This window comes from Microbacterium sp. Root280D1 (assembly GCF_001428975.1).
GTDB lineage: Bacteria > Actinomycetota > Actinomycetes > Actinomycetales > Microbacteriaceae > Microbacterium.
Genome location: NZ_LMJK01000001.1, coordinates 36583 through 49525 on the forward strand (window position 1 = coordinate 36583; position 12943 = coordinate 49525).

The window sequence follows — 12943 nt, forward strand, 5'->3', positions numbered from 1 at the left end:
GTTGATACAACCCGGCTCAACTTTGCGACCAGGCGCGCACATTCGCGCCCGAGGCGCCGCGAGATCCTCGAAACACCGTCGTCACACGGCTCGCCTACAGTCGCACCATGAGCCGCCCCATCCTGCTCGCCGTCTCGCACGGCACCTCGGATGCCGAGGGTGCCCGGGCGATCGCCGACCTGGTCGATGCGGTCGCCGCCGCGCTTCCCGACGTCGAGGTGCGCAGCGCCTTCGTCGACGTGCAGCAGCCCGATGCCGCCGACCTCCTTCCGACGATCGAGGGGCCGGTCGTGATCGTGCCGCTGCTGCTGTCGCGCGGCTTCCACGTGCACCACGACCTGCACGGGATGGCGGCGAAGAAGCCGGACGCCGTCGTCAGCGACGCGATGGGACCCGACCCCCGGCTCGCCGAGGTGCTCGCGGATCGACTCGCGGCAGCAGGTGCGGCCTCCGCCACGTCCGCCGACGCGGCACGGCTCGAGCCGGTGATCCTCGCGGTGGCGGGCTCTCGCGACCCCGCGTCGGTGACGGATGCCGAGGCCATGGCCTCCCTGCTCTCGCTGCGACTCGGCGCGAAGGTCGAGCTCGCCTATCTCGCGGCCCGGCAGCCCGACCTGCCCTCATCGATCGCCGCGCACCCCGACGCGGTCGTCTCGACATATCTGCTCGCGCAGGGCTTCTTCTTCGACCTCACGATCAGGCAGACCGCAGGACGCTCCGTCACCGCGCCCCTGCTCGACGGCGTGACGGTGCCGCAGCCGCTGATCGACCTCGTCATCGCCCGATACGACGAGGCGGCGGCTCGACTGCCCGCCACTGCCGCACGGGCATGACCCCGGACACGCCCTCCCGGGTCGGCACGGTCACGCTGGTCGGTGCCGGACCCGGCGACGCGGGCCTGCTGACTCTGCGCGGTCTGCGTGCGCTGCAGCAGGCCGACGTGATCGTGGCCGACCGTCTCGGAGCCCGGGCCGTGCTCGCGCAGCTCGCCGAGGACGGAGTCCTGCTGGATGCCGAGGTGGTCGACGTCGGCAAGCTCCCCGGTCACCACCCGGTGCCGCAGGACGGCATCAACGCACTGCTCGTCTCGCTGGCCGGGGACGGGCGCCGCGTGGTGCGGCTCAAGGGCGGCGATCCGTTCGTCTTCGGCCGCGGTCGCGAAGAGCAGCTCTTCTGCGAGGCGGCCGGCATTCCCGTCGAGGTGGTCGCCGGGGTGACGAGCGCGGTCGCGGTGCCCGGCCTCGCCGGCATCCCGCTGACGCAGCGCGGAATCGCCGAGACGTTCACCGTCGTCAGCGCACATGATCAGATCGTCGCGCTCGGTGGCGGACGCGACCACACCGTCGTGCTGCTGATGGGCGTGAACACGCTCGGCCATTCGGCGCACGTCCTCGCGGCCGGCGAGCGCGGCGGGGACTGCCCCGTGGCGATCATCGAGGACGGGTTCGGCGCACGGCAGCGCGTCACCGTCGGCACGCTCGCGACGATCGCGCATCTCGCCGCCGAGCGGCAGGTGCGCTCCCCCGCGGTCGTGGTCGTCGGCGACGTCGTCATGCTCAGCCCGCACGCCGAGGCCACCGCGAGTTAGGCGACCCTCAGCTCCGAGATGGCAGACTGAGGACGTGCGAATTGCTGAGGCGGACACCTACGACGTGCTCGTGATCGGCGGCGGCCCCGCCGGCCTCTCCGCCGCCCTGAATCTCGGCCGTTCGCTCATGCGGGTGCTCGTGGTCGACGCCGATCGCCCGCGCAACGCCGCCACGCTGAACTCCCACGGCTTCCTCACCCGTGACGGAGTCGCCCCTCACGAGCTGCGTCGCATGGCCCGCGAAGAGCTCGCCGCGTACCCGAACATCGAGGTGCGCACACGCGTCAGGGTGCTCGAACTCCGCAGAACGGATGCAGATGCGGATGCCGATGCGGCCGGCGGGTTCACGGCATCCGTGGGGCGCAAGGATCCCACCGACGTGGTGACCGCCCGGACCGTGCTGCTCGCGACGGGCCTGCGCGAGACCCTCCCCGACGTCCCCAACCTCCGCGGCTTCTACGGCATCAGCCTGTTCAGCTGCGCCGCCTGCGACGCGTGGGAGCTGCGCGGCCGACGACTCGCGCTCATCGGCGAGACCCCCGACATCGCCGAGCGAGCCCGCCTCATCGCGCGCTGGACCGAGGATCTCACGATCTTCACCCTCGGAGCCGACACCGTCAGCCCCGCCGAAGAAACCGAGCTCGCCGCCTCCGGGGTGGCCGTGCAGCGGCTTCCCATCGCCGAGCTCGTCGGCGACCGCGGCCGCATCGAGGCGATCAGACTGACCGACGGCACCGTCGTCGCGGTCGAGGGCGGCTTCGTGCGCCCCGAGTGGGAGACCGATCTGTCGTTCCTCCGCGGCTTCGCACCTGCCATCGACCACGACGGGCACCTCGTCACCGACCGGTCGGGGCGCACCGACGTCCCGGGGCTCTACGCCGCCGGCGATGCGGCGATCCCCGGCCCTCAGCAGCTGATCGTCGCCGCGGGGGCCGGCGCGAGGGTCGCGTCCGTGATCGTGCACGACGCGGTCGGGATCGCGACAGCGCACTGACTCGGTGCCCGCACCGAGGGCTAGGCTGACCGGCATGACGCGCATCTCGCAGGTCTCGCCGCTCGTCCGCCTCGCCGCCGCCTCGGTGGTCGCGCTGGCCGTGCTGCCGCTCAGCGGGTGCCTGTATGCGCAGATCCCGGTGAACGTCCCCGACGGCGACGGACCCGATCCCTCCCCGACCGCGATTCCGTCCGAGCAGCCCTCCGACGAGCCGTCCGGCGATCTGCCGTCGTCGATGACCTTCGCAGACGGCGCAGACATCCCGGCGAGCGCCTACATCCAGTGGGGAGATGGCTTCGTCGTCGACGACGGCTGGAAGATCGTCAAGCCGGACGACGGCAACGGAGGCTGGACCTACGGCACGGTCGACGACACGTGCACCGCGCAGTTCTGGCAGGGGCTCATCCCCGACGTGCCGACCGTGGCCGGCGATGACAGCGTGAGCTCCGATGCGATGCTCGCCGTCATCCTGGGCGAGGCGGATGCCGCCGCGATCACCCCGCTGTCGACCACCGGAGGCTTCAGCTACCAGGTCGGCGGCAATGCCGAGGTCGAGAACCGGCAGGTCCTCGGGCAGGAGGCCGACCGTCAGTGGGCGATGGCGGCGCGCGCCTTCACCGCGACCGGGGTCGGACTCTACGTCATCGTCGACTGCACCGGCGGCGACATCGACGCGACGATGGCCGAGGTGATCGACAAGAACGCCGTCGTCATCTCGTGAGCCGGGCCTCGGCTCACTTGCCGCCGGGCGGGCCGACCAGCAGCAGGATCACGTACAGCGCGACGATGCCGACGGCGAGCAGGATCGCGAGCACCCACGGGCGACGCAGGAACCAGCGCATGAGGCGGTCGTACCAGCGCGCGTCGCGCGGGTCGTCGGTCTGCTCCAGGCGCCAGTCGCCGGCCAGCCGACCGGTGCGGTGCAGCCAGATCTCCATCGGGATGGTCGCGTAGGGCACGATCGCACTCGCCACGGCGAGGATCGCGACGCCGAGGTGCCAGCGCTGGTTGAGCGCGACGAGCACGGCCGTCGCCGCATAGGCGAGGAACACGAACCCGTGGATGCCACCGCCCACCGTCACGACGACGCCGGGCGCACCGGCGGCACGGGCGATGATCGCCGAGATCAGAAGGGTCCAGGTGATCGCCTCCGCGATCGCGAGAACTCGGAACAGGCGGTCGGGTGTGCGGAACACGGGACTCCTCGGGTGGGGGGGGTTCCTTCAGCGTATCCGGAATAGCTATGAGGGCCCGGGCGTTGCCGAAGGCATGGTGACCGTCGACTCCGCAGCCCTCGGGCAGGTGCTCGACGCCGTCGACCTCCGCGTCGGTGTCGCCCGTCGCGTCGCACTCGCCACCGGCGGCATCCTGCCGATCCCCTCAGGTGCCGCCACCCTCGTGTACATCGCATCGGGTTCGGTGCACGGGCACCCCCCGCTGACCACCGGATGCCGCCTCGACGTAGACGACGCGGCCCAGCTCGTCGCGGTGGACGATCGCCCGCTGAGCGCGAACCTGTTCGCCGGAGACGCGTTCCTGACGCTCGGCCGCGCCGCGATCGCCCTCGAAGCCGACGGGACGGCCGACCTGGTGGTCGTCGACCTGGAGTTCTCGGACAGCGCCTCGATGATCGCCGCGCTTCTTCCCGATCCGATCACCGTCATGTCGTTCGCCGCTCTCGAGCCGGCGGCGGCCGCGCTCGCCGGCAGCATGGGCCCCTCCGACCCCGCCACCTGCCCCTCCCGTCAGGGCGATCCCGTGATCTGCCGGATGATGGCGCAGACCGTTCTGCTCTCGGTCATCCGTGCCTGGGCGGCGAACGGCTGCGCACCGGCCGGCTGGCCCTCGGTGTCGAACGATCCGTTCCTCGACCGGGTGGTCGAGGCGATCCACGAGCAGCCCGGACGCGACTGGACGGTCGAGCGCCTCGCGAACGTCGGCGCGATGTCTCGGTCGGTGTTCGCCGAGCGGTTCCGCAGCGCGATCGGACGCTCACCCGCCGACTACGTCACCGAGGTGCGCGTCGACGCGGCGAAGCGGATGCTGAGCGAGGGCCGCGCGATCAGCGAGATCTCGCGCGAGTTGGGCTACGCCTCGGATGAGGGTTTCAGCCGTGCGTTCCGCCGCCGCACGGGGATGACACCGTCCGCCTGGCGGGCATCGCAGCTCACCGCCGTTCCGGCCTGAGCCCGGCGACCGCCCTGCCGGGCACGGCGAGACGGGTCAGAGCCGCGCCGCCGCGGTGCTCATCCGGTTCGACGCACCGAACAGCACGGCACCGAGCAGCAGAGCCGCCGCGCCCACGACGTAGACGACCTCGACGCTCAGCGTGTCGACGAGCAGGCCGCCGACACCGGCGGCGATCGTGATGGCCCCCTGGAACCCGACGACCACGAGGCTGCCCCCGGCCTCGAGGCGATCGGGGGTGCGGTGGCCCACCCAGGTGTTGATCACGAGCAGCCAGGACGAGAAGAAGAAGCCCCAGACGAGCACGACGATCGCGATGCCGAGGACCGATCCCGACAGGAAGATCATCGACAGCACCGCGGCCGCGATCACGAGCGGCGCCAAGACGGCGAAGAAGGCGAACGTGCGGTCGATGAAGAACCCGAGGCCGAGGTTGCCGGCGAGACCGCCGACGCCGAAGAGCGCGAGCAGCAGGATGATCGTCGAGCCGTCGACCTCGGGGATGCGCTCGAGAGCCAGTCGCACGTACGTGTAGGCGAGGAAGTGCCCGAGCACCACGAGCACGTGTCCGACCATGCCGAGCGCGATGCCGGGGCGGCGCACCGTGTCGACCAGGAGTCGGATGCTGGACGCCTGCTCAGCCGGCACCGAGGGCAGCACGAATCTCAGCGCGACGGCCAGCAGCACCATGAGCACACCGGCGACCGCGAACACCGTCTGCCAGTCGACGATCTCGCTGAGCATCACGCCCAGCGGCACTCCGGCGACGGTCGCGAGCGAGACGCCCGCGGACGTGAACATGACCCCCCTGCCGAGGTGCTCCGGGCCGGCGAGGCGCACGGCGACCGTGATCGACATCGCCCAGAACGCGCTGATCGCGGCCCCGAGCAGGAATCGGGCGAGGAGGACGATGATCAGGTTGGGCGCGACGGCGACGATGAGGTTCGACACCGCCGCGGCGAGCGCCATCCAGACGAGCAGCGATCGACGGTCGAGGCGGGGGAAGATGAGTCCCACCGTCGGTGCGACGATCAGGCCGACGAGAGCGGTCACCGTGACGGTCTGTCCCGCCTGACCGGGGGTCACGCCGAGCGCATCGGCCATCTCGGTGAGCACGCCGTTCGGCAGGAACTCCGCCGTGACGAGCAGGAAGCCCATCAGCATGAGCACGATGAGCCCGCCGTAGCGGATGCTCTCGGTGCGGGCGGTCGTCACGGGCACGGGCGCGGTCGTCGTCATGGTTCCACACTCGCAGCGCTGCGGCCCCTCCGCCCGACGCGGCGTCCACGGCATCCGACCATTCGTCCGGATCGGGTCTGGACACCGGTCGGCTCCGCACCCTAGGCTCGACGACGCACCGGGGTTCTCCCGGAAGGCCAGAGCGAGAGGAGTGGATGACATGACCACCGTCTCTGTCGTGCCCTTCGCCGACATCCTTCCTCTCGAGGCCTCCCGCTCCTGATCCGCGCGTGGCCTCCCTCTTCAGGAGCCACACCGTGTCTGATCTGTTCGCTTCTTCCGAAGCATCCTCTTCCCGTCTCTCCGGTGCGTCGACCTTCGACGCCTCCCCCTTCGAATCGGTCCCGACGTTCGCCGATGTCGAGCCCGGCGACGGCCAGCGCTGGACCACCTGGCCGGCGATCACCCCCTCTGAACGTGGGCCGCTGCCGTGGCCGGCCTGGGTGGTGACGAGCGCGGGCGCGCTCGACACCGAACTCGGCATCCTGAAGACCGGCAAGGAGGCCGACGTGTTCCTGCTCGAACGGGCGGTGCCGGATGACCCCGCCCAGCGCACATTGCTCGCCGCCAAGCGCTACCGCGACACCGATCACAGCAGCTTCCACCGCTCGGGCGTCTATACCGAGGGCCGCAGCACCAGGAACACCCGCGACACCAGGGCGCTCGCGAAGAAGAGCGAGCACGGCCGGGCGGTCGCCGCCCTGCAGTGGTCGTTCGCGGAGTTCGATGCGCTGTGCCGCATGTGGGAGCTCGGCGCGCCGGTCCCCTACCCCGTGCAGGTCAACGGCACCGAGCTGCTGATGGAGTTCATCGGCGACGCGAGCGGGGTCGCGGCACCCCGCCTGGCGGCGGTGCGCAGCGACCGGGACGAGCTGGCCGGTCTGTACGACCAGATCGTCGACCTGATGCGGATCTTCGCTGCGGCGGGCTTCGCCCACGGCGACCTCTCGGCGTACAACCTGCTCGTGCACGACGGCCGGGTGCGGGTGATCGACCTGCCGCAGATCGTGGACATCATCGCGAACCCGCGGGGCCTGGATCTCCTGCACCGCGACTGCGTCAACATCTGCGACTGGTTCACCCGCCGCCGTGTCGAACGCGACCCCGAAGAGCTGTTCGCCGAGCTGCTCGCCGCGTCGTACGCGTGAGGGCGGCGCGCCTCGCACCGGCACCCGGCGCGCCGTCACCGTCCGTTCACCCCGCGCCGCCAGACTTCGAGCATGAGCGATTCCCCGCAGAGCGGCGCGGTGCCCGAGCCCGCTGCGACGGCCAACAGCGGCGCGGTCGGCGTGATCGGCCTCGACCTGCGCGGCGAGACACCGGCCCCGAAGAAGCAGGTCTACTCGTGGGCGCTGTGGGATTGGGCGACGCAGCCTTTCAACACCGTCATCCTGACCTTCATCTTCACGGCCCTGTACCTCACGACCGAGGCTTTCCTGCCGGCGTCGATCGCGGGCCTCGACGCCAAGGATCCGATCCGCGAAGCCGCTGAGGCCGATCTCGCCTCGGGGCTCGGCCTCGGGTCGACGATCGCCGGCATCGCGATCCTCCTGATCGCGCCGGTGCTCGGTCAGCGAGCGGATGCCGCGGGGCGCCAGAAGCTCTGGCTCGGGATCGGCACCGGCGCGCTCGTCGCCTGCATGTTCGGCCTGTGGTTCGTCGAGCCGACGCCCGCGCTGTTCTGGCTGGGCGTCGCATTGATCTCGGCCGGCTCCGTGTTCGGCGAGATCGCTGCCGTGAACTCGAACGCGATGCTCGTCGGCATCGCGAACCCCAAGACCGTGGGCCGCATCTCGGGGCTCGGATGGGGGTTCGGCTACATCGGCGGGATCATCGCTCTCGTCCTGGTCGTCATCTTCTACATGCTCGACTGGTTCGGCCTGCCGGAGGACGGGGGGCTGCCCTTCCGCATCATCGCCGTCGGCTGCGCGATCTGGGCGATCGTCTTCTCGATCCCGATCTTCCTCAACGTGCCGGAGCCGTCGCTCGGGCGCCCCGAGCGCAAGGTCGGCTTCTTCGCCTCCTACGGACTTCTCGTGAGGGACGTCGTCGGCCTCTACCGCAACCCCGAGACCCGTCAGACGTTCTGGTTCCTGCTGTCGAGCGCGGTGTTCCGCGACGGACTCGGCGGCGTCTTCGCCTTCGGGGCCGTCATCGCCAGCCAGGTGTTCGACTTCGCCTTCCTCGATCTCGTGATCTTCGGCATCGCCGCGAACCTCATCGCGGGCGTCTCGACGATCATCGCCGGCCGCTACGACGACCGCTTCGGGCCGAAGCGCATCATCCTCATCTCGCTCGCCTCGATGGTGATCGCGGGGCTCGCCGTCTTCTTCCTCGTGGATGCGGGCACGGTCGTGTTCTGGATCGGCGGCCTGTTGCTCTGCGCATTCGTCGGTCCCGCGCAGGCGGCATCCCGGTCGTTCCTCGCCCGCATCACCCCGGCCGGGCGCGAGGGCGAGATCTTCGGCCTCTACGCCACGACCGGGCGGGCGGCGAGCTGGATGGCATCCGGTGCGTGGACGCTGCTGATCGTGCTCTCGGGGTCGACGTCGTACGGCATCCTGGGCATCGTGCTGGTGCTGATCGCCGGGTTCCTCCTGCTGCTGCCGGTGAAGGCGACACAGCGGGCCTGATCCGATGGCCCGCGGACGTCGCAGCCCCGGGAATAGCCTGACCGCGTGACGGTCATCATCGCTTTCCTCGCCAACATCCTCGTCGCGATCGCGAAGACGGTCGCGGCCGTGATCACCTCTTCCGCGTCGATGGTCGCCGAAGCCGCGCACTCGTGGGCGGATGCCGGCAACGAGATCTTCCTCCTGATCGCCGACCGCCGTGGTGCGCGGGCGAAGGATGCCCGGCATCCGCTGGGCTACGGGCGCGCGGCGTTCGTCTGGTCGTTGATCGCGGCGTTCGGCATCTTCACCGCCGGCTCGATCGTGTCGATCATGCATGGTGTCCAAGAGCTGTCCGAGACCGGCCCGGTCGAGAGCCCGACCGTCGCGTACACCGTGCTCGGCATCGCATTCGTGCTCGAGGGCGCGTCGTTCACGCAGGCGATGGTGAAGTCTCGGCGGTTGGCACGCGAGCGCGGATCGTCGACGTGGGACTACGTGCTCGACACCAGCGACACGACGCTGCGGGCGGTGTTCTTCGAGGACCTGGCGGCTCTGATCGGCCTCGTGATCGCGGCCGGCGCGATCGCGATGCACCAGGTCACCGGCGTCGCCGCATGGGATGCGATCGGGTCGATCCTCGTCGGCATCCTGCTGGGTGTCGTGGCGGTCATCCTCATCGGGCGCAACATCGCGTTTCTGGTGGGCTCCAACGCGTCGCCCGCGCTGCGTGATCGAGTCGGGCGGGCGCTGCTCTCGTCTCCGCAGATCCAGCGGCTCACGTATCTGCACATCGAGTACGTGGGCCCGAACCGCCTGTTCATCGTCGCCGAGGTCGACCTGACCGGTGACGCGCGCGAGCACGATGTGGCTCGAAGCCTGCGCGCGATCGAGCGGCAGATCGAGGCGCACGACGTCGTCGAGACGGTGGTGCTGTCTCTGTCGGTCGACGACGAGGAGTCCCTCGAGTTCGGGGCAGCTGTCTGAGTTCATCCGGCACACGCGAAGAGTTCATCCGGCACGCGCGAAGACGGGCGGCCGCCGCGTTCTGCCCTGCGCCGAGGCGCTGAGTCTTGGGGTGCGCCATTGCTGTGCGGGGTCCCACCACCTCGGCCCTCGCACCTGCGGAATGCCGTCATTCATCCGGATCTCCCACCCGGACGTTCCCAGACTCCGGTGGTGCCACCAGCACAACGGCACCCCGTTGTCGGTGTGCGTCGGCCCGCCCCTGGCGTGTTCGGTGACGTGATGGATCTCGCACCAGGATGCCGGGACATGGCACCCGGGGATGAGGCATTCTCTGTCGCGGGCGATGATCGCGCGACGTTGATGCACGGTGAACACCCGATCGGTCGTCGTGATCCCGACGATCCGACCCTCGTCGAGGAGAACTCGCTGGATGGTGCCGGAGCATCCGACGTGGGAGGCGACACTCAGAGGCAGTTGGCCCCGCGCACCGCTGACGCTCGCACGCCCGGTGCCGTTCACGAGGTCGTTCGCATCCACCGTCACGACCAGCACCGGTGCGGCGCCTCCGAGTGCGGGCATATCTCGATGACGGGCGGCGATCGCCAATGCCGCGGCGAGAGCATCATGACGCTTCTGCGCCGGCGTGCGGTCATCGATGACGGCACGCGGATCGGAGTTGTACGGATCCTCGTCGCCGTCTGCCGCATCGCCGTCTTCCGCGTCACCGCGATCGGCCGCGGGCGTGAACGCGACGCCGGGCATCGGCGGCCCGTCCCCCTTGGGGTTGTTCAGCGCATCGAGGATCAGCTCCAACTGCGCGGCGACCTCGGGCGTCAGGTATCCCTTGATCGACCGCAGCCCGTCTCGCACCCGCCCGAGGGTTATCCCCCGACGCCGGGCAGGCTCATCACCCGGCCCGTCTCCATCAGGGTCGAGCAGCGCGACCAGCGTCTCAGCAAGCAGCTTCAGCTCATCGAGTGTGGGCGCCGGGCCACGGACCTCCCCGTCGGGGCCCGCCTCGGCGTCAGGTCTGATGCCGCGAGCCGCGCGAGCGAGACACGTGTCGGCGTCGAGCCGATCAGCGGCACCGATGCGATGCGACACCTTCTCGATCGGCTCTGTCGCGGCGAGCATCCCCGCGACTCCGATCACCCCATCGAGCAGCGCCTCCCGCAGCGCCGGCCAGCGAGCAGGCAGCCGATCGCCGGACACCAGATTCACGTCCCGGCGGACCAGAGCGACCACCTTGCCGACGCGCGTCGCCTCTCGCACGTCTGTCAGCAGGGTGCGCTGCAGCAGTTCGTTCTGAGTGCGGCACCCCGTGGCATGCGGGAAGTCCACCGCATCCCCTGCGGCGATCGTCTCGACCACCACGGCTTCGACCCGCCGGAACGCCGCGCTCGCAGCCTGCAGCACCTCGACCCGTTCTGCATCCGTAAGCCCCGCGAGCGCGTCGTCGGACAGCACCTGATCGAGGTCGGAGACGACCTGATCGAGAAGGGCACGAGTGCGGGATGACATGACTCCATCACACACGGGGCCACCGACATTCGAGCCCTGAAGTCAGCCTCTTTTCGGCCAGGTCAGAAGCATATTCCGGAACACTGGACATGCATTCCGGAACACCGGCGAGCGCCTACCCACACCGACCGCCAGTACCGCCACGCGCTAGTCAGTTCTCCCAGTTGTCGGCGAGCTTGTTCAGCAGCGTCGCGAGCTGATCGCGCTCCTCATCCGTGAATGCGGCGAGCGCCTTGCCGAGCGCCTCCCGCCGCTCGCCGCGCATGCCCCGAGCGACCTTGCGCCCTTCGTCCGTCAACGCGATGCGCGTGCGCCGCGCGTCGTCGGGGTCGGCCTCGCGGCGCACGAAACCGTGAGCGACCCCCTGTTGCACGAGCCGCGAGGCCCGGGGCTGATCGACTCCGATCGCCGCGCCGAGATCACTGACGCTGAGAGGAGCGGATGCCGCGGCGAGCGCCTCGAGCATCCGCATCCGCGCCGGGCCGCCGAAGCGTCCGGACGGGTCGTTCGCCCACGGCGGCATGCCGGGGTGCACAGGGTGCCCGCGTCCGTGACTCCCCTGCTCGAAGTGGTCAGGGTGGGGTCCGCCGTGCCAGCCGTGCGGCCCGCCCATCCCTCGCGATCCGCGACCACGGTCGCCGGGGCGCCTTCCGCGAAGGCGCGACAGGGCGCGGGCGATGGCCTCGGCGGGGTCGTTCTCTGGGGCGCTCACAGATCGATTTTACATGCGACTTGACATGGATCTGCACTACATGTCACACTACATATACATGCATAGTGACAAGCACATGCTCCATGACATCTAAGGACTCCACCCATGAACACCTCTGACACTCAGAACACAGACAGCACCTCCCGCCCCTTCGGCTACTGGCTGAAGGCCGTCGACCGCCTGATGGCGGCCGAGTTCGACTCCGCTTTCGACGGCGAGCATGCAAGCCGCCGCGACTGGCGGATGCTGAACATCATCGACGGCACCGCGCCGGCCCGCCGCCCCCTCAACGCACACAAGCTGCACAGCCTGGTCGAGCGCGGCTGGGTCGTCGCCGACACCGACAGCGACCGCGGCTGGACGCTCACCGACGACGGCCGCGCGGCGAAAGACCGCCTCAGTGCCGTCGTCGACGGCATCCGCGCCAAGGTCACCGACGCGGTCGGACCCGAAGACCTCGAGACCACACTGGCCACGCTCGAGCAGATCGCTCGCGCGTTCGGCTGGGACGAGCAGACGCCGCTTCCTCGTGGACGCGGCCGTCGCCGCGGCTTCGGCCGCCACGGTTTCGGACCCGGATTCGCCCCGGGGCGCGGTTTCGGCCGCCACCACCGACACCCGTTCGGACGCGATCACGGTGTCGCACCCGACTTCGCGTCCGAGCGCGAGCACGACCACGAATCGGATGCCGAGTTCCGCCGCCGCGAGTGCGGTCACCGCGGACACCCGGGCCACGACCGCTTCGCGGACGCACGCCGCTCACACCACGGCCACCACGGCCACCCGCGTGACATCGCGGAAGACCGTGACCACCGCCATGGTGGTCACGGTCACGGTGGGTTCGGAGACGTGCGCCACGGCGAGCACCGCGTCGCCCGCGCGGCGCAGCACGCCTACGAGCGCGGCTTCGACGCCGGCTTCTCCCGCGGCCGCGACGCCTGAGGCGTCACACCCGCATCCGCTGCACCCAGAACGCCCCGTTCGCTTCGGCGAACGGGGCGTTCCCGCGCGTCGGAACCGCACCCCGAGGCAGCGCATGCCAGGAGAACAGCGCCGACCCCGTCGCGAGCCGCGGAGAGGCGCCTAGCGCAGAGCGGGCAGAACGACCTCGTCGACGAGCT

Annotated in this window: 13 protein-coding genes; 9 read left to right on the forward strand and 4 right to left on the reverse strand. The window is 70.2% G+C overall.

What is annotated here, in order from left to right; translation table 11 throughout:
* Positions 1-107 precede the first annotated feature (107 nt).
* The 4 genes from ASE34_RS00165 to ASE34_RS00180 are packed head-to-tail and all read left to right on the forward strand — an operon-like array spanning position 108 to position 3303.
* On the forward strand, positions 108-833 hold the full coding sequence (locus tag ASE34_RS00165) for a sirohydrochlorin chelatase (RefSeq protein WP_056275282.1): 726 nt from the start codon (positions 108-110) through the stop codon (positions 831-833).
* Positions 830-1588 (forward strand): uroporphyrinogen-III C-methyltransferase, encoded by a 759-nt coding sequence (cobA, locus tag ASE34_RS00170; protein WP_056275285.1) that lies wholly within the window; start codon positions 830-832, stop codon positions 1586-1588. Before ASE34_RS00165 ends, cobA begins: the two co-directional genes overlap by 4 nt.
* A 34-nt stretch (positions 1589-1622) precedes the next feature.
* Positions 1623-2582 carry an NAD(P)/FAD-dependent oxidoreductase gene (locus ASE34_RS00175; protein ID WP_230100933.1) on the forward strand — a complete coding sequence of 320 codons (960 nt, stop codon included), beginning with the start codon at positions 1623-1625 and terminating at the stop codon, positions 2580-2582.
* 34 nt (positions 2583-2616) lie between these two features.
* Complete coding sequence (locus tag ASE34_RS00180; RefSeq protein ID WP_056275289.1) at positions 2617-3303, forward strand: hypothetical protein; 687 nt, start codon at positions 2617-2619, stop codon at positions 3301-3303.
* Positions 3304-3316: 13 nt separating this feature from the next.
* Here the strand turns inward: ASE34_RS00180 and ASE34_RS00185 are convergent, their stop codons facing one another.
* Positions 3317-3778 carry a DUF3817 domain-containing protein gene (locus tag ASE34_RS00185; RefSeq protein WP_056275292.1) on the reverse strand — a complete coding sequence of 154 codons (462 nt, stop codon included), beginning with the start codon at positions 3776-3778 and terminating at the stop codon, positions 3317-3319.
* Positions 3779-3851: 73 nt separating this feature from the next.
* Between ASE34_RS00185 and ASE34_RS00190 the strand changes: the two genes are divergently transcribed.
* Positions 3852-4769: a helix-turn-helix domain-containing protein gene (locus ASE34_RS00190; protein ID WP_056275293.1), complete on the forward strand. Its 918-nt coding sequence runs from the start codon at positions 3852-3854 to the stop codon at positions 4767-4769.
* 36 nt (positions 4770-4805) lie between these two features.
* On the opposite strand, the gene ASE34_RS00195 is transcribed toward ASE34_RS00190, so the two are convergent.
* A complete protein-coding gene (locus tag ASE34_RS00195) occupies positions 4806-6008 on the reverse strand; it encodes an MFS transporter (RefSeq protein WP_056275296.1) in 1203 nt (400 codons plus the stop codon).
* A 257-nt stretch (positions 6009-6265) separates the two neighbouring features.
* Between ASE34_RS00195 and ASE34_RS00200 the strand changes: the two genes are divergently transcribed.
* The 3 genes from ASE34_RS00200 (at position 6266) to ASE34_RS00210 (ending at position 9607) form a co-directional block, all read left to right on the forward strand.
* Positions 6266-7156: a serine protein kinase RIO gene (locus ASE34_RS00200; protein WP_056275302.1), complete on the forward strand. Its 891-nt coding sequence runs from the start codon at positions 6266-6268 to the stop codon at positions 7154-7156.
* A 72-nt stretch (positions 7157-7228) separates the two neighbouring features.
* Positions 7229-8641, forward strand: a complete 1413-nt coding sequence (locus ASE34_RS00205; RefSeq protein WP_056275305.1) for an MFS transporter — start codon at positions 7229-7231, stop codon at positions 8639-8641.
* Positions 8642-8686: 45 nt separating this feature from the next.
* Entirely contained in the window at positions 8687-9607 is a 921-nt protein-coding gene (locus ASE34_RS00210; RefSeq protein WP_056275310.1) for a cation diffusion facilitator family transporter, read from the forward strand.
* 24 nt (positions 9608-9631) lie between these two features.
* Here the strand turns inward: ASE34_RS00210 and ASE34_RS00215 are convergent, their stop codons facing one another.
* Entirely contained in the window at positions 9632-11110 is a 1479-nt protein-coding gene (locus tag ASE34_RS00215; RefSeq protein WP_056275313.1) for an HNH endonuclease signature motif containing protein, read from the reverse strand.
* Positions 11111-11261: 151 nt separating this feature from the next.
* On the reverse strand, positions 11262-11822 hold the full coding sequence (locus ASE34_RS18085) for a MarR family winged helix-turn-helix transcriptional regulator (protein ID WP_230100932.1): 561 nt from the start codon (positions 11820-11822) through the stop codon (positions 11262-11264).
* A gap of 529 nt (positions 11823-12351) precedes the next feature.
* Between ASE34_RS18085 and ASE34_RS18315 the strand changes: the two genes are divergently transcribed.
* Positions 12352-12909 (forward strand): hypothetical protein, encoded by a 558-nt coding sequence (locus ASE34_RS18315; RefSeq protein ID WP_162253837.1) that lies wholly within the window; start codon positions 12352-12354, stop codon positions 12907-12909.
* Positions 12910-12943 lie beyond the last annotated feature (34 nt).

Excerpts from the sequence above, each read along its gene's own strand:
- ASE34_RS00215 (WP_056275313.1), bottom strand. The coding sequence starts at position 11,110 with ATGTCATCCCGCACTCGTGCCCTTCTCGATCAGGTCGTCTCCGACCTC.
- ASE34_RS00180 (WP_056275289.1), top strand. The coding sequence starts at position 2,617 with ATGACGCGCATCTCGCAGGTCTCGCCGCTCGTCCGCCTCGCCGCCGCC.
- cobA (WP_056275285.1), top strand. The coding sequence starts at position 830 with ATGACCCCGGACACGCCCTCCCGGGTCGGCACGGTCACGCTGGTCGGT.
- ASE34_RS00165 (WP_056275282.1), top strand. The coding sequence starts at position 108 with ATGAGCCGCCCCATCCTGCTCGCCGTCTCGCACGGCACCTCGGATGCC.
- ASE34_RS00195 (WP_056275296.1), bottom strand. The coding sequence starts at position 6,008 with ATGACGACGACCGCGCCCGTGCCCGTGACGACCGCCCGCACCGAGAGC.
- ASE34_RS00205 (WP_056275305.1), top strand. The coding sequence starts at position 7,229 with ATGAGCGATTCCCCGCAGAGCGGCGCGGTGCCCGAGCCCGCTGCGACG.
- ASE34_RS00190 (WP_056275293.1), top strand. The coding sequence starts at position 3,852 with ATGGTGACCGTCGACTCCGCAGCCCTCGGGCAGGTGCTCGACGCCGTC.